Source organism: Staphylococcus pseudintermedius, assembly GCF_001792775.2.
In the GTDB taxonomy this organism is placed as follows: domain Bacteria; phylum Bacillota; class Bacilli; order Staphylococcales; family Staphylococcaceae; genus Staphylococcus; species Staphylococcus pseudintermedius.
This window is the reverse complement of sequence record NZ_MLGE02000002.1, coordinates 118187-134215: the sequence shown is the minus strand read 5'-3', so window position 1 is coordinate 134215 and position 16029 is coordinate 118187. Positions and strand designations below refer to the sequence as shown.

At 36.5% G+C, this 16029-nt stretch carries 15 protein-coding genes; 7 read left to right on the top strand and 8 right to left on the bottom strand.

The genetic code is table 11. From position 1 onward, the window contains the following. Positions 1–346 precede the first annotated feature (346 nt). The 3 genes from nrdI to nrdF all read left to right on the top strand — a co-directional run bounded on the left by nrdI (position 347) and on the right by nrdF (position 4003). On the top strand, positions 347–745 hold the full coding sequence (gene nrdI, locus BJK46_RS02395; protein ID WP_014614524.1) for a class Ib ribonucleoside-diphosphate reductase assembly flavoprotein NrdI: 399 nt from the start codon (positions 347–349) through the stop codon (positions 743–745). Continuing rightward, positions 708–2813, top strand: a complete 2106-nt coding sequence (nrdE, locus tag BJK46_RS02390) for a class 1b ribonucleoside-diphosphate reductase subunit alpha (protein ID WP_014614523.1) — start codon at positions 708–710, stop codon at positions 2811–2813. Before nrdI ends, nrdE begins: the two co-directional genes overlap by 38 nt. A gap of 227 nt (positions 2814–3040) precedes the next feature. Further along, positions 3041–4003 (top strand): class 1b ribonucleoside-diphosphate reductase subunit beta, encoded by a 963-nt coding sequence (gene nrdF / locus BJK46_RS02385; protein WP_014614522.1) that lies wholly within the window; start codon positions 3041–3043, stop codon positions 4001–4003. A 380-nt stretch (positions 4004–4383) separates the two neighbouring features. On the opposite strand, the gene BJK46_RS02380 is transcribed toward nrdF, so the two are convergent. The 3 genes from BJK46_RS02380 to BJK46_RS02370 all read right to left on the bottom strand — a co-directional run bounded on the left by BJK46_RS02380 (position 4384) and on the right by BJK46_RS02370 (position 6315). Further along, positions 4384–4698: a CHY zinc finger protein gene (locus BJK46_RS02380; protein ID WP_014614521.1), complete on the bottom strand. Its 315-nt coding sequence runs from the start codon at positions 4696–4698 to the stop codon at positions 4384–4386. A 24-nt stretch (positions 4699–4722) separates the two neighbouring features. Continuing rightward, a complete protein-coding gene (gene murB / locus BJK46_RS02375; RefSeq protein WP_240621165.1) occupies positions 4723–5652 on the bottom strand; it encodes a UDP-N-acetylmuramate dehydrogenase in 930 nt (309 codons plus the stop codon). Between the two features lie 144 nt (positions 5653–5796). Further along, entirely contained in the window at positions 5797–6315 is a 519-nt protein-coding gene (locus BJK46_RS02370; protein ID WP_014614519.1) for a GrpB family protein, read from the bottom strand. A gap of 110 nt (positions 6316–6425) precedes the next feature. Here BJK46_RS02370 and BJK46_RS02365 point away from each other — a divergent pair, with 110 nt between their 5' ends. The 3 genes from BJK46_RS02365 to BJK46_RS02355 all read left to right on the top strand — a co-directional run bounded on the left by BJK46_RS02365 (position 6426) and on the right by BJK46_RS02355 (position 9274). Continuing rightward, positions 6426–7319, top strand: a complete 894-nt coding sequence (locus tag BJK46_RS02365) for an EMYY motif lipoprotein (protein ID WP_014614518.1) — start codon at positions 6426–6428, stop codon at positions 7317–7319. Positions 7320–7483: 164 nt separating this feature from the next. Beyond that, complete coding sequence (gene ytxJ, locus BJK46_RS02360; RefSeq protein WP_014614517.1) at positions 7484–7804, top strand: bacillithiol system redox-active protein YtxJ; 321 nt, start codon at positions 7484–7486, stop codon at positions 7802–7804. Positions 7805–8158: 354 nt separating this feature from the next. Further along, a complete protein-coding gene (locus tag BJK46_RS02355) occupies positions 8159–9274 on the top strand; it encodes a glycerate kinase (RefSeq protein ID WP_103263634.1) in 1116 nt (371 codons plus the stop codon). A gap of 150 nt (positions 9275–9424) precedes the next feature. Here the strand turns inward: BJK46_RS02355 and pepT are convergent, their stop codons facing one another. The 4 genes from pepT to gdpS form a co-directional block, all read right to left on the bottom strand. Beyond that, positions 9425–10648: a peptidase T gene (gene pepT / locus BJK46_RS02350; RefSeq protein ID WP_103263635.1), complete on the bottom strand. Its 1224-nt coding sequence runs from the start codon at positions 10646–10648 to the stop codon at positions 9425–9427. Positions 10649–10671: 23 nt separating this feature from the next. After that, positions 10672–11175, bottom strand: a complete 504-nt coding sequence (locus BJK46_RS02345) for a threonine/serine exporter family protein (protein WP_014614514.1) — start codon at positions 11173–11175, stop codon at positions 10672–10674. Positions 11176–11190: 15 nt separating this feature from the next. Then, positions 11191–11952 (bottom strand): threonine/serine exporter family protein, encoded by a 762-nt coding sequence (locus tag BJK46_RS02340; protein ID WP_014614513.1) that lies wholly within the window; start codon positions 11950–11952, stop codon positions 11191–11193. Between the two features lie 493 nt (positions 11953–12445). After that, positions 12446–13516: a GGDEF domain-containing protein GdpS gene (gene gdpS, locus BJK46_RS02335; protein WP_014614512.1), complete on the bottom strand. Its 1071-nt coding sequence runs from the start codon at positions 13514–13516 to the stop codon at positions 12446–12448. A gap of 429 nt (positions 13517–13945) precedes the next feature. Here gdpS and BJK46_RS02330 point away from each other — a divergent pair, with 429 nt between their 5' ends. After that, positions 13946–15004: a glycosyltransferase family 4 protein gene (locus tag BJK46_RS02330; protein WP_037543770.1), complete on the top strand. Its 1059-nt coding sequence runs from the start codon at positions 13946–13948 to the stop codon at positions 15002–15004. 155 nt (positions 15005–15159) lie between these two features. On the opposite strand, the gene BJK46_RS02325 is transcribed toward BJK46_RS02330, so the two are convergent. Continuing rightward, positions 15160–15795: a YigZ family protein gene (locus tag BJK46_RS02325; protein ID WP_014614510.1), complete on the bottom strand. Its 636-nt coding sequence runs from the start codon at positions 15793–15795 to the stop codon at positions 15160–15162. Positions 15796–16029 lie beyond the last annotated feature (234 nt).

The window sequence follows — 16029 nt, the reverse complement described above, 5'->3', positions numbered from 1 at the left end:
GTTCTGTATAATGAGACACATAATATAGTATGGTCGAATGAAAATAAACACAATATATTGTGTTTGATGAGCGGATAACATCACGAGAATGGACAAAATCAATGGAGGTTTACACGATTTTGAACATTCTATTTCTTTGATAATCTACATATAGTAGTTGAAAAATATAAGTCATTATTGTACGGCGATAATGGTATATCATCAACTTTTTAACTTATTTTAAGAATAGAGATAAAGCAAATGTATGTTCGCATTTTATTCAATAACATTTATATTGTGGATGAGAGAAAAGTTACAATGAACGATACGTGAATCATTTATCTCGGAAGAAAGGTGGTTATTCAGGATGAAAGTAGTATTTTATTCTTTTACAGGTAATGTCAGACGATTCATCAAACGTACAGAACTTGATAACACACTAGAGATTAATGAGACGAATACTTTAGAAAAAGTGACTGAGCCATTCATTATCGTCACAGGGACCATTGGTTTTGGTGAGGTACCTCAACCAGTCCAGCAATTTTTAGAATGCAACCATGAAAATTTAAAGGGTGTCGCAGCAAGTGGTAACCGAAACTGGGGGACTAACTTTGCGAAGGCAGGTACACGGATTGCAGAAATGTATAACGTCCCTTTACTAATGAAATTTGAACTACATGGTAATGCACACGATACAATCGAATTTAAAGAGAAGGTGGTCAATTTTTATGAAAACTATGGAACAAAAACAATACAAGCACATTGAACTTAATAATCAAGTGACAAAAAGAAATGAAAATGGCTTTTTTCAACTTGAAAAAGATCAAGAAGCACTTGCAAGTTATTTAGAAGAGATTCAAGATAAAACTGTTCATTTTGATAGCGAACTTGAACGCCTTCACTTTTTAGTTGACAATCATTTTTATTACAATGTATTTGAAGAATACAGCGAAGCGCAACTTGTTGAATTAATTGCATTTGCAACAGAGATTCCATTTCGTTTTGCTAGTTATATGTCAGCAAGCAAATTTTTTAAAGACTATGCATTAAAAACGAATGATAAGTCACAATATCTGGAAGACTATCATCAACATGTAATGATAGTGTCATTTTATCTTGCAAAAGGTAATGTTGAACTTGCTAAAAAATTGATTCAAGCAATGGTAGAGCAACGTTACCAACCAGCAACCCCTACTTTCTTGAACGCAGGTCGTGCGCGTAGAGGTGAATTAGTTTCATGTTTCTTATTAGAAGTAGATGACAGTTTAAACTCTATTAATTTTATTGATTCAACTGCTAAACAATTGAGCAAAATTGGTGGCGGGGTAGCTATTAACCTTTCCAAATTGCGTGCAAGAGGTGAAGCGATTAAAGGCATAAAAGGTGTTGCGAAAGGGGTTTTACCTATTGCTAAAGCACTTGAAGGTGGTTTTAGCTATGCTGATCAATTAGGTCAACGTCCAGGTGCTGGGGCAGTGTATCTAAATATTTTCCACTACGATGTAGAAGAATTTTTAGATACGAAGAAAATTAACGCAGATGAGGATTTGCGTCTTTCAACGATTTCAACAGGTCTGATTGTACCGTCTAAGTTTTTCGAATTGGCGAAAGAAGGTAAAGATTTCTTTATGTTTGCCCCTCATACAGTAGAACAAGAATATGGCGTGACTTTAGACGATATTAATATTGACGAGTATTATGATCGTCTTGTCGAAAATCCAAATATCATGAAGAAAAGTAAAGATGCACGTGAAATGTTAAATATGATTGCACAAACGCAATTGCAATCTGGCTACCCTTATTTAATGTTTAAAGATAATGCTAACCGTGTGCATGCAAATTCTAATATTGGCCAAATTAAAATGAGTAACTTATGTACAGAAATTTTCCAACTTCAAGAAACATCTGTGATTCATGATTATGGCGTAGATGATGAAATCAAACGTGATATTTCTTGTAATCTAGGTTCATTAAATATTGTGAATGTCATGGAATCTAATCAGTTTAGAGATTCTGTTCATACAGGAATGGATGCATTAACAGTCGTAAGTGACGAAGCTAATATTCAAAATGCACCAGGCGTCAAAAAGGCGAACAGTGAACTGCACTCAGTTGGGCTTGGTGTGATGAATTTGCATGGTTATTTAGCTAAAAATCATATCAGTTACGAATCAGAAGAAGCGAAAGATTTTGCAGATGTATTTTTCATGATGATGAATTATTATTCAATTGAACGTTCGATGCAAATTGCTAAAGAACGTGGTGAAACATTCAAAGATTTTGATAAATCGGATTATGCGAGTGGACGCTATTTTGAACGCTATACGTCTGAGGACTTTTTACCAAAGTCTGAAAAGGTAAAAGCTCTGTTTGCAAATCACACTATTCCTACACGTGACGATTGGAAAGTATTGCAAGCTGAAGTTGAAAAATATGGCTTATATCATGCATACCGTTTAGCGATTGCACCAACACAAAGTATTTCGTATGTGCAAAATGCGACAAGTTCGGTCATGCCAATTGTCGACCAAATTGAGCGACGTACATATGGGAATTCAGAAACGTTTTACCCTATGCCGTTTTTATCACCGCAAACAATGTGGTATTACAAATCAGCTTTCAATATTGATCAAATGAAGCTGATCGATTTGATTGCAACGATCCAAACGCATATTGACCAAGGGATTTCAACAATTTTATATGTTAACTCAGAAATTTCAACGCGTGAATTGTCACGTTTATACGTTTATGCGCATCATAAAGGTTTGAAATCTTTATACTATACACGTAATAAATTATTGAGTGTCGAAGAATGTACGAGCTGTGCGATTTAATTTTTTAGATTTAAAGGCGGACCTATGATATCACGTAGGTCTAGCGATTGAAGTGATACTTGTGAGGATAGCGGTGAACAAATGGTTTTATAGTGCTGTTTACTCAACTTGGGCGAAAGTGTGCGACACAAACTTTTGCCCGACTCACAATGTTAAAATTTATGGAATGGGGCATTGGTTTGTCCCATTTGTCATACAATATATAAAAGATAGGAGCAAAGAAGTCAATGATAGCTGTAAATTGGAATACACAAGAAGATATGACAAATATGTTTTGGCGTCAAAACATCGCTCAAATGTGGGTGGAAACAGAATTTAAAGTTTCTAAAGATATTGCAAGTTGGAAATCATTAACTGAAGCAGAACAAGATACATTTAAAAAAGCGCTTGCAGGTTTAACTGGATTAGATACACACCAAGCAGACGATGGTATGCCTTTAATCATGTTACATACACAAGACTTGCGTAAAAAAGCAGTCTATTCATTCATGGGGATGATGGAACAAATCCATGCCAAAAGTTATTCGCACATTTTTACTACGTTACTTCCATCTAAAGAAACAGATGAATTATTAGATGTCTGGGTATTAGAAGAACCACATTTAAAGTATAAGTCTGAAAAGATTGTCGGCACTTATCATAAATTATGGGGAAAAGAAGCATCTATTTATGATCAATATATGGCACGTGTGGCGAGTGTTTTTTTAGAGACATTCCTCTTTTTCTCAGGTTTCTACTATCCTTTGTATTTGGCAGGACAAGGCCGTATGACAACATCAGGTGAAATCATCCGTAAAATCTTACTGGACGAGTCGATTCATGGTGTATTCACTGGTTTAGATGCACAAAGTTTGAGAAATGAATTGTCGGAAAGTGAGAAACAAAAAGCGGATAAAGAAATGTACCAATTATTAGAGGATTTATACGCGAATGAGGCATCATATACAAGAAGTTTATACGATCCGATTGGTTTAACTGATGATGTGATGAACTATGTTCGTTATAATGGTAACAAAGCGCTCTCCAATCTAGGTTTTGAACCGTATTTTGAAGAACGCGAGTTTAGTCCAATCATCGAGAATGCGTTAGACACTTCTACTAAAAATCACGACTTCTTCTCAGTTAAAGGTGATGGCTATGTACTTGCATTAAATGTTGAATCTTTACAAGATGAAGATTTTATTTTTTAACGATTAAAGTGTCAATGAAAGGCTCTATGTCAAATAGGACTGATGAGCATAATACAGAGGTTAAGCAAAATAGCGTTGCTTAACCTCTTTTTTAGATGGGCTATAAAAACAGGATTTCCGTGCGTTATCTTTACTCATAGGGTGTCAAAAAGGTAAGGCTTCTAGGAGAGAAATGAAAAGTAAAAAAAGCCTGTTCATTTTGACGAAGATCGCTTTGTTGCAATAGCTACCTGTCTTCTCAATGTAAGTTTTGAGAAAGCGAGGCAGCCGTGGGAGTGAGGACTTAAAGTTCTAGCACTACGAATATAGCATCAAAAGACGATTCAGAAGATAATATTTAAGATGTTTAAAGGTTGTTATATTACATTATAATGAAAAAATTAAATTTCGAAATAATGGTGATAATGAAACTTACACCGGTTGTTAAAATGCGCTTCACATTCAGGACAAGATTCGGTCATCATATACGTTTCAATCGGCATCTCATAACCACAAACACCACATAAAATAGCGCGCTCATCAAATTCATCCGAATGCCAACGTTTCGGACGATGTTTTTCAGATTCATTATGACATTTAAAGCAAGGATAATATTTATGACAACATTTAAACTTAATTGCGATGACATCAAATGGCGTATTGTAGTGAGTACAACGTGTTTCTTGGTCGACAGTCGCACCATAAACTTTCGGCATAGCATTCGCTCCTTAAACTTTTCTTTATTTCTCTAAATCTTCTCCAATAATCCGAACTTCTCTTTCTAACTCAATCCCAAATTTTTCTTTCACAACGTTTTGGACATGATGAATTAAGTTTTCGTAGTCTGTCGCTGTTCCGTGATCGACATTTACCATAAATCCAGCATGTTTACGAGAGACTTCGACGCCACCGATACGATGCCCTTGCAAGTCGGCATTTTGAATGAGTTGACCTGCAAAATGACCAGGCGGACGACGGAAAACACTACCGCATGATGGATATTCAAGTGGTTGCTTGGATTCGCGTCGTTCAGTGAGATCATCCATTTTCTCTTGAATGTCTTCTTGCTTCCCAGGTGTGAGTGTAAATGCAGCTTCCAACACGACATAATGCTGTTGTTGGATAATACTATTACGATAATCCAATTCAAGCTCATTATGTGTTAATTTAAGCAACTCGCCACGTTCATCGATGACAAGTGCGTAATCGATCACATCTTTTACTTCGCCCCCATAAGCACCTGCATTCATATAAACAGCGCCACCGATAGAACCAGGAATCCCACAGGCAAATTCAAGACCTGTTAATGAAACGTCGCGTGCTTTTCGAGACACATCGATTATAGCCGCACCACTGCCTGCAATAATTGTCGCATCAGAAGTAACGATGTGATTTAAAGATAGTAAGCTCAATACGATTCCTCGAATACCGCCGTCTCTAATAATAATATTTGAACCATTTCCTAAATAGGTTACAGGTATGTCATGTTCATACGCATATTTCACGACTTTTTGTACGTCTTCATAACGTTCAGGTGAAATATAAAAATCCGCATTCCCTCCAGTTTCAGTGTAAGTATAGCGTTTTAATGGTTCATCTACCTTAATAATACTTGCAGAAATCAGTTTTTCTAAATCCTGTAAGATGCTAGAATGATTCACAAATAACATCCTTTCTCTTCATTATAATCCATAGTGTTTTTGCCAATTATAAATCAATTTTTCATATTTGATGGTTTTTACAAAGTGTGTTTGGTATTTTTAGACTTAACTATATTTTAACTGTTTTAATAGAACACGTCATGTATGAACTTTTTATGTTGTGTATTGTTGAAGTTGTTTAAACCATTGCTTTTTTAAGTTTTCATAATCTCGGATTGGCATGAATGGTTGTTCGAGAGAGGCTTTTTGGGCTTTAAAAAATTGAATGGCTGCTGGATGATGCGTTAATAATTCATGAAATTGTTGGTATTGTTGGAAAGTAGGCGTGTGCATTTGAATAATATGTAAGCGGACTTCTTGCTTTAATTCATTCAGGTTATTAAATTTTGCCATCACGACTTTCTTTTCGTAAGCATGGTGTAAACGATAAAATCCAGCATAGTTTAGTCGCTTTTCATCTAATGACGTAATGTCGTGCAAATTTTCAACACCGACTAAAATATCTAAAATAGGTTCAGTCGGATAATTAAAATGAAAAGTACCGCCGATATGTTGTGTGAACTTCACCGGTGAGTCTAAGAGATCAAACAAAATGTGTTGGTATTTTTCGTATTGTGTCGCATAAAATGGCTGTTGATTTTCAGTCATAAAAGGTTGGACATGACGATACATATGGAGGCCTCCTTGAGTGTCCTTTTGCGTAATTCTGCATTACTATATCATATATTATTTTCAAGTTAAATACGTTTATGTATAATACGAATTGAATAAGAGGTGCAGCGATGAAAAAATGGATAAAAATAATCATTTTAAGTTTTCTGATGATTGGCAGTCTTACCGCATGTATGGCATCATCTCAAAAGCAGATGCACGCATTCGATCAACAAATGAAGACTGTTGCAGAAAAAGAACGCATTGTGAATCGAACATTAGAAGAAATGAATTTAAACCAACTGTATGATTTGAGTCAAACAAATACGACAGATGCGAACAAAAAAGCATTTGAACAATTTAAAAAGCAAATAGACGATAAATTAAAGCCAGCGATGAAAGTGTATCATCAAGAGGCGAAAGCACTTCCTGAACCAAATAAAGATTTGAAAGCGTTGAAGTCTACATATTTAGAGGGCATAAAGGGTAAAGAAGAGATAATTGAAAAATTAGATCAGTTTATCGTACTCTGCCAAAATTCAATTCGCGCGAATGAAAACATACTGGAGTTCACACAACAATTTGAAAAGCATCGCAGTCGTGTAGAGGCACAAATAAGTAGTGCGAAACAAACGTCACAAGGCATAGAAGATAGCACAAAATTAGAAGAGCGACTCGATGAAAATAATCACCATATCAAAGAGAAAGCAGAGACCTCTATTCGTGAAAAGGATGGAAAAGCACAAATGCAGGCGATTCAAGAGGAAGTGATTCCGTTAGTTCAAACACAAATTAAAGATTTAAATGAAATGCAACTCCGAGATGAGATGACGAACCACGCCCGACAAAATGCAGTGCAAATGTATTATAGTCTTGAGCGCTATTATCAAGAACGTCTCAAAACGATTGACTATAATCAAAAATTAGCTCAGGCGAATATTCGTAAACTCATTACAAAGGCAAAAGATTTGGACAGCTATAACGCACCATACGAAAATCAGCGTGATCAGTTGAATTCAAACTAATGGACGCGCGCTGTTTCAGATGGATTGTTTCGGTAGATGGGGAGCGGATTCAAAATTAAAGGTTAACAAGCCTATATTATGTGTGTATAATGGTAAACATTGAGAAAAGTACTTAATTAATTTAGATAAAAGACAAACAGAAAATCTACTTAGAGGTGAAGAGAATGGCGATTAAGCTAACTTCGATTGACCAATTCGAACAAGTGATTGAAGAGAATCCATATATCTTTATTTTAAAACATAGCAATACTTGTCCGATTTCGGAAAACGCGTTCGATCAATTTAATAAATTTTTATATGAGCGTGATATGGATGGTTACTATGTAGTAGTTCAAGAAGCACGTGAACTATCGGATTATATTGCTGAAAAGACAGGTGTCCAACATGAATCACCTCAAGCGCTTTATTTCGTAAACGGTGAGGTCAAGTGGCACGACAGTCATAAAAATGTGAATGTCTCTGAACTTGCGAAAGCTGAGGAATAGGCTGAGATTGTTTGGTAATGGTTGAATCGATGTGATGATATGTCATGATTGGTAGACCTGAAAAGCGTAACCAAGCAATATTTGAAAATATATGAAAGCAACACATGTGATAAACTAGGATGTGTTGCTTTTTATTTTGATCAATGATATAAGCGTGATGAGTGCATCGTATCATGGGAATTAAAGCGCTACGTTTAAATGAGTTGTTTAGTTCATTTGTACACTTTTGAAGGTCAAGGCTATAATATAGAATAATGAGATTAGAAGTTATTAACGGATATTAAATCAATAAAGTATATATTCAATTAGACGAGATGTTGAACATCAATATTTCAGAGATAAGAGGGGGACTATATGAAAATATTAATAGCTATGGATGAATTTAACCATATTATTTCGAGTTATGACGCAAATCGCTATGTAGAAGAAGGTGTGGCGAGTCAAATTGAGGATGCAGATATTGTACAAGTCCCACTATTTAATGGGAGAAGAGAGTTATTAAATGCCATCTTTTTGTGGAAATCTGGGACACAATATCAAATTCCCGTACACGATGCGGCGATGCAAGCTGTAGACGCCACGTACGGTCAGACAGATGATGGCATTACCGTTATAGAAGCGGGGCAATTTTTAAAAGGGACGTTACCACTTGTAGAACAGTCAAGCTATGGTGTAGGTGAAGTGATGCGTCATGCCTTGGATAAAAATGCGCAACATATGATTATTTCAGTAGGTGCTATCGATACATTTGATGGTGGCGCAGGGATGTTACAAGCTTTAGGTGCACAGTTTTATGACGATGAAGGGCGTACCGTCGACATGACAAAAGGTGGCGGCCAAATTAAACACGTGCGTCGTATTGATCTAGAAGATTTACATGAAGGTTTGAAACAGTGTCGAATTCAGATTGTGACAGATTTTGAGAGTAAGCTATACGGCAAACAGAGTGCAGTCATGAAGACTTATCCAAATCTTCAAATCGACCGAGAAGAGGCAGTGGTGATTGATAATTTGCTTTGGTATTGGAGTGAATTGTTTAAACATCAGCATCATATCGTGTTAGGTACGGTTGAAAGAGGTGGTGCAGGTGGCGGTATCGCAGCAACGTTACACGCATTATTTAAAGCTGAAATTCAAACGAGTCATGAATTAGTTGATCAAATTACAGGATTGAATGCATTAGTGAAACAAGCGGACTTAGTTGTATTTGGTGAAGGCATAGATGAACAAGACGAAATGATTGAAACGTCTTCACTAAGAATTGCTGAACTATGCCAACAATATGATAAGCCGGCTATTGCACTATGTGGTACAGCGGACAAATTCGAACGATTCGAAGCATTAGGCGTGACAGGGATGTTCAACACGTTTATTGATATGCCGAAAACATTAACTGACTTCAAAATGGGGATACAGTTAAGAAATTATGCCGTACAAGCCATTCGATTGTTACGGACATCGTTTAATTAACGAGAGGACATGAATTAAAAAGGACAGAGACTGGGAATGTTTGAAAAAGTTCCCAGTCTCTATTTTTGTGGGATTATATCCATTTATCGTTTAACAGACATTGATGATATCACCATCAAACACTTCTATTTCTTGCTCTTTTTACAAGGTTTACTTTTCTGCTACTTTTTGGACGATGCCTAAGATGACTTGTACGGCTTGTGCCATGACATCGATAGAAGCATATTCATAAGGGCCGTGGAAGTTATCACAGCCAGTAAATAAGTTCGGTGTCGGTAAGCCCATAAATGAAAGTTGTGAACCATCTGTGCCGCCACGAATCGGCTCAGTATTCGGTGTGATATTCAGGTCAGCATAAACCGCTTTTGGAATGTCGATAATATGTTGCAATGGCTTAATTTTTTCTGCCATGTTGCGATATTGATCATTGATTACGAGATGTACAGGATCATAATAATAACGTGCATTGATGTCTTTTTGAATTTCAATAAGTTGTTGTTTTCGGTTTTCAAAAGAAGTGCTGTCATGGTCACGAATGATGTATTGTGCAGTCGCTTTTTCAACGTTACCATTCAATTCCATGAGGTGGAAGAAGCCTTCGTAACCTTCCGTATGCTCTGGAACTTCATTGACAGGTAATGCTTGATGAAACGCATTGGCTAAATTCAGTGCATTAACCATTTTATCTTTAGCAGAACCTGGATGCACATTCACACCATCAAACGTAATTTTTGCTTCTGCGGCGTTAAAACTTTCAAATTGTAATTCACCTAATTGGCTACCATCCATTGTATACGCGAAATTTGCATCAAAACGTTCAACGTCGAATTTGTGAGGACCGCGACCGATTTCTTCATCAGGGGTAAAGCCAACACGAATACGGCCATGTTTAATTTCTGGATGTGCAATCAAATATTGGAGTGCTTCCATAATTTCGACAACACCTGCTTTATCATCGGCACCAAGTAAGGAAGTACCGTCTGTTGTCATTAATGTATGCCCTTTGACTTTGAGGATATCTGGAAAGACTTCGGGGTTAATTTCACGGCCAGAAGTACCTAAAGTGATGACGCCGCCGTCATAGTTGTCTATCATTTGTGGATTTACATTTGCGGCGTTGAAATCAGGTGATGTATCTACGTGCGCTAAAAAACCGATTGTAGGTGCCTCTGTTTCAATATTCGCTTCTAATGTGGCGAATAGGTAACCATGACGATCTAAATCGGTATCAAGCCCCATCGCTTTTAATTCGCTTTCTAAAAGATGAAGCAAATCCCATTGACGTTCAGTTGAAGGGGTTGTCTCGCTACTCGGATCAGATTGTGTATTAATTTTAACGTAACGTGAGAGTCTTTCGATAATTTGTTCTTTCATACTTAACACTCCTTTTTGTCTACTTAGATACGGTTATTCATATGGTATCCTTTACGATAATGCTTTCCTTTAAGTTTACCATAGGCATGTTTAAGTCGTGTATAGATGTAGTAGAAGATTTCGGCACAAAGAATTCCGAATGCGATGGCACCTGATGTTAAAGTGACCTCTAAAAATTGATTTACTGCAGGTGTATAAGCATTTGTTACGAGTAAACGGGTTGCTTCATATGCTGCACCCCCAGGCACTAATGGAATGATACCCGGTACAATGAAAATAATGACAGGTCGCTTGTAACGACGGCTCATCGTATGACTCATCATCGCAAGGATAAAACTTCCTAAAAAAGCAGCCATGACAATCCCATAGTTCATATCAACTGTAAATTTATAAATGGACCAACCCATGGCACCTACAAAGCCTGATGCGAGTAAAAGGCGTTTCGGCGCATTGAAAATGATTGAAAATAGCATCGTCGAAACAAAGCTGATTAAAAACTGCGCAATATAATAAAAAATATAAGTCAATGTCCTCACACCTTTCTAGAAAATAAGTAATACAATCGCAACGCCGGCCCCAATCGCAAATGCAGTGAGGGCAGCTTCTACACCCCGTGACATACCTGCTAAAAGTTCACCCGCCATTAAATCACGAATGGCATTGGTAATTAAAATTCCTGGTACAAGTGGCATGACGCCGGCAATGGTAATAATATCTTGATTGGTAGCCCAACCGTTTTTAGTGAAAAAGGCGGCCACTGTAATTACAACTGTAGCACTAATGAATTCTGAGAAAAATTTAATCTGAATAAAGCGCTGGACTAAGTCGAATGTTAAAAATGCAGCGCCACCAGCAATAACGGCATAAATAAAATCATGTCCAACGCCGCCGAACATAAATAAAAAGAAACCACATGCGATAGATGCAGCTAAAAACTTAATGATAAATGAATACTGTAATGAAGCGTGCTCTAGATGAATCAGTTCCGCTTTTGCTTCGTCTAACGTTAATGTATTACGCGAAATCTTCCTTGAAATATTGTTAGCGAGTGCAATCTTTTCTAGGTCCGTCGTCCGTTCACGCACCCGAACAAGACGAGTATTCGTTCGATCGTTCAGTGAAAAAATAATCGCTGTTGATGTGACAAAGGCGTATGTATCTTCTAGACCAAAACTCGCTGCAATACGGCCCATTGTATCTTCTACACGATAGGTTTCTGCGCCACTTTCTAATAAAACTTTACCAGCAAGTAGGACGACATCAATGACTTTGTTTTCATCAATAATCGTGAGTGCTTCTGCCATGGCTGTGTCTCCTTTCATCTCAATCAATAGTCAGTCTACATGGGAATAATACCACTTGCAATAGTTAATACTTAGTTTTAATGAAAGTTTTGAAAATGTGATTTGGCAAATGGCTGAAAATAAAGTGGGAAGGAGGAAATGCTATTTTATTTTAGGACAAAGAGGTCAGAAAGCTATTCCTATGTTAAGTCAATGTTGCTGAACGATTTCTCCCTTTCCCAAGAGACTTTCCTCAACTAAATCCGGCTTGATTGAAGTATGCGTTAGATGGAAGGCGAATTGGATTTTCGGCTGTGCCTTTATCTTTCGAGGGTCTAATGGTTTTTGCAAACTTTAAAAAATGGTGCTTCAATACATGGGTGTCACACGTTATTCATACATTAATGAGTGGGTGGTAGGAACGCTATCCTAGACCTTAAAACCAAGCAAATATTGAATCAAAGCATATAAAAAAGCCACCTCTCTGTTGTGTAAGTAAGGTGGCTTTAATGCGTTATTTTGGGTTAATAATAGGGCTGAACATCACTTGGTTACGCCCCTCGTTTTTCGCGACATGTAACATATCATCAGCATCTTTAAATAATTTGCGTTGTGATTTATGACTTTCACTCGTCATGTAACCGACGCCAATAGAAACGGAGAGTTTAATGACAATTTTGTCTGGCAAATGGAAGTTTGATTTTTCCACAGCTTTACGAATACTTTCAGCAAGTTTGACACATTCATCTAAAGAGCAATCACGCAAGACAATCGAAAATTCTTCGCCGCCGTTTCGGAAAATGCGTGTTTTTTTAGGCACGTAGTTTTGTAAAAGGTGAGACATTTGTTTTAATACGGCATCACCTGCATGATGTGTATAAGCATCGTTCACATCTTTAAAGCCATCAATATCAATTAATAGTAACGCTAAACTTTGTCGTTCATTTTCTGCAACACGTGCCATCTCGTTTAAATGACGGTCAAATTCTTTTACATTGCCTAAACCGGTTAAGTAATCAACAGTATCTTCATTCTCGTAACGTTCGATGAGTGAGAAGAATCTGAGCAAGTCGACGTAAAATACGGCTGTTACTAATGTTGCAACCATTGAAATAGGGATTAAATAGAGCACTTCTACGGTATCAAATGATGGCATAATCATTGCAATAATCGTTAAAATAATAATGCTTAAAATATTTAAAATTTGGATCGAAACGACATGATTTTGCTTGAGAAATGGTCCAATTGTACTTACAATAGCTGCAATGACTAACAACGAAACAGCATAAGTTAATGTCGTCGATAATACAAAGTAACCGACCAACGCAATAATGACTGCTGCGAAGACTGTGTAAAAAGAATTTGTATATCGGCCTAAAAAGAGTAAAGGGACAAAAGAAAGTTGAATCATATAGTTTTCGATTGGAATAGGTTGAAATGCAAGTAACAACCCAACGATAGTCATCAATACGGTAATATAACTTTTTGAAAATCTAAAGTCATGAGATTCAGCGTATTGAAGACGATGAAATAAATATATTCCAGCGATTGTTACTGAAATATTATAAATAATAGCTTCAATCATAATTAAGCGACTCCTTTTCTTTACCATTAGTTATTGTATGTGAAATGTTACAATTTGTCATTATTTTTTATAACGTGTAAAGATTTATGTGATTGAAAATGTTTTTATAGGAACTTGAGTCCTAAGATGTGATAAAATAAACGTGTATTTTAACCTTATCAGCGCTTTTATTTAATGAATTATACATACATCATTCAATTTAATTGATAGGTTTAATGTGCTTTTAATTTAATGTAAAATAAATATATTGGCAACACTGACATAATAAAAAATAATTAATGTATAATTGTGTTTTGTGTGTTGTCTTGTATTTAACTAATGTGCTGAAGTCGTTTGATTGCGAATGAATGAGACAGCAAATGTTTCGAATGATTTTTGCCGTTGTTGAACGACGAATGAAGAAAAATTCCGTGTAATGTAGGTGAACTGATGTATACTTTAACACTCATTGGCGTCTCGATGATAGTCAGTTTAATAATTACACCAATAGTAATAGCCGTTTCTAAAAAGCTAGATATTGTAGATAAACCCAACTTCCGTAAAATACATACTAAACCCATTTCGATGCTTGGGGGTACGGCAATATTATTATCTTTCTTAATAGGGATTTGGCTTGGACATCCGATTGAACGAGAAATCAAGCCGCTATTACTTGGTGCAATTGTTATGTATTTTGTTGGATTAATAGATGATTTATATGACTTAAAACCTATACTTAAATTAATAGGCCAAATTGCAGCGGCATTAGTCGTTGTGTCGTACGGCGTGACTATCGATTTTATTTCCATTCCAATTGGGCCAACGATTTACTTTGGATGGTTAAGTATTCCAATTACCATTTTTTGGATTGTAGCCATTACGAATGCGATTAACTTGATTGATGGCTTAGATGGACTTGCAGCAGGCGTCTCTGTCATTGCGCTTGTGACGATTGCATTTATTGCGATTTTACAAGGCAATATTTTTATTATTATGATTTGTAGTGTTCTGATTGGTTCGCTTTTTGGATTTCTTGCTTTTAACTTTCATCCAGCCAAAATCTTTTTGGGAGATAGTGGCGCGTTATGTATCGGCTTTATTATCGGTTTCGTGTCACTACTTGGTTTTAAAAATATTACGTTTATTTCCTTGTTTTTCCCGATCGTTATTTTAGCAGTGCCATTTATTGATACACTTTTTGCGATGATTCGCCGCGTTAAAAAAGGTCAACATATTATGCAAGCCGATAAATCTCACTTACATCACAAGTTATTAGAACTCGGTTATACGCATCGACAGACGGTGATTTTAATCTATTCTATCGCGTTTATGTTCAGTGTCGTGAGTATTATTTTATACCTCTCACAACCGTGGGGCGTCTTTTTAATGATCATCCTCATTGTCATTACGATTGAATTGATTGTTGAATTCACTGGTTTAATAGACGATGATTATCGTCCATTACTTGACCTCATAGCGAGACAAAAGCGATTAAGAAGTAAAAAATAAACATTGAAACATATATTACTTATCCCTCATCGTCATGATGGGGGATAAGTTTTTACAAGGTTGAAACTAGCGCTCCATACTTTTGTCATACAGCATACTGCCTTGAATGCCACATGGAAAGTACGCGAGAGAGGATATTGTACAAGGTTATAAGATTAATCAATATCAAACGGTAAGCGCATCACTGGGTCAGCTTCTAAAGTATATTTACCTTGTGTATGTTGATTGGCGAATTGAATGAATGTCTCATATTCTTCTTCAAGGACATCAATATGGTACGTCACTTGGTCTGTATATGCGGTATCACGAAGCATAAAAGTGGTTGATTGGAGTTCGTATTCAAATTTTCCAGTTAAATCATAAGCCATTGAAATACGGATAGGAATCGCCGGACGTAATGCGACACGACCGACATCTTGAATCACATCGCGTACAGCACCACCATATGCACGTATGAGGCCACCTGTGCCAAGTTTAATACCACCGAAGTAGCGTGTCACCACTACAGCGACATCATGGACATCTAACTTTTTTAACATTTCTAACATTGGCACACCCGCCGTGCCAGTCGGTTCGCCATCGTCATGTGCTTTTTGAATGAGCATCGTATCACCAATCGTGTAAGCCGAACAGTTATGCGTTGCTTCTCGATGTTCTTTTTTCTTCGCTTCAATAAATGCTTTTGCCTCATCTTCATCATGGACCGGTTTAATATGAGCAATGAAACGAGATTTACTAATGATGTTTTCTATAATATGTTCATCTTTAATTGTAATTACTGAATCTGTCATACAGGTCACCCTTTATTGTAATAATTGCTTAACTCATTATACTATATTTAGATTTAACTTAAAGATGCGAAAGTATGCTACATGACTTTACAAAATATAGTATGATAGTAACATATGTGGATATAAAGAATGTCACGATGATAAAGAAAATTTGAAAAAATAGCATTCCATGATGAAATTTGTTATATAATAAACTGTCGAGATACATTCATACCAAAATGAGCACTGTCTATA

What these genes read in the sequence shown, in the direction of transcription:
- nrdI (WP_014614524.1), top strand. Translation starts at nt 347, where the DNA reads ATGAAAGTAGTATTTTATTCTTTTACAGGTAATGTCAGACGATTCATC.
- nrdE (WP_014614523.1), top strand. Translation starts at nt 708, where the DNA reads ATGAAAACTATGGAACAAAAACAATACAAGCACATTGAACTTAATAAT.
- nrdF (WP_014614522.1), top strand. Translation starts at nt 3,041, where the DNA reads ATGATAGCTGTAAATTGGAATACACAAGAAGATATGACAAATATGTTT.
- BJK46_RS02380 (WP_014614521.1), bottom strand. Translation starts at nt 4,698, where the DNA reads ATGCCGAAAGTTTATGGTGCGACTGTCGACCAAGAAACACGTTGTACT.
- murB (WP_240621165.1), bottom strand. Translation starts at nt 5,652, where the DNA reads ATGTTATTTGTGAATCATTCTAGCATCTTACAGGATTTAGAAAAACTG.
- BJK46_RS02370 (WP_014614519.1), bottom strand. Translation starts at nt 6,315, where the DNA reads ATGTATCGTCATGTCCAACCTTTTATGACTGAAAATCAACAGCCATTT.
- BJK46_RS02365 (WP_014614518.1), top strand. Translation starts at nt 6,426, where the DNA reads ATGAAAAAATGGATAAAAATAATCATTTTAAGTTTTCTGATGATTGGC.
- ytxJ (WP_014614517.1), top strand. Translation starts at nt 7,484, where the DNA reads ATGGCGATTAAGCTAACTTCGATTGACCAATTCGAACAAGTGATTGAA.
- BJK46_RS02355 (WP_103263634.1), top strand. Translation starts at nt 8,159, where the DNA reads ATGAAAATATTAATAGCTATGGATGAATTTAACCATATTATTTCGAGT.
- pepT (WP_103263635.1), bottom strand. Translation starts at nt 10,648, where the DNA reads ATGAAAGAACAAATTATCGAAAGACTCTCACGTTACGTTAAAATTAAT.
- BJK46_RS02340 (WP_014614513.1), bottom strand. Translation starts at nt 11,952, where the DNA reads ATGGCAGAAGCACTCACGATTATTGATGAAAACAAAGTCATTGATGTC.
- gdpS (WP_014614512.1), bottom strand. Translation starts at nt 13,516, where the DNA reads ATGATTGAAGCTATTATTTATAATATTTCAGTAACAATCGCTGGAATA.
- BJK46_RS02330 (WP_037543770.1), top strand. Translation starts at nt 13,946, where the DNA reads ATGTATACTTTAACACTCATTGGCGTCTCGATGATAGTCAGTTTAATA.
- BJK46_RS02325 (WP_014614510.1), bottom strand. Translation starts at nt 15,795, where the DNA reads ATGACAGATTCAGTAATTACAATTAAAGATGAACATATTATAGAAAAC.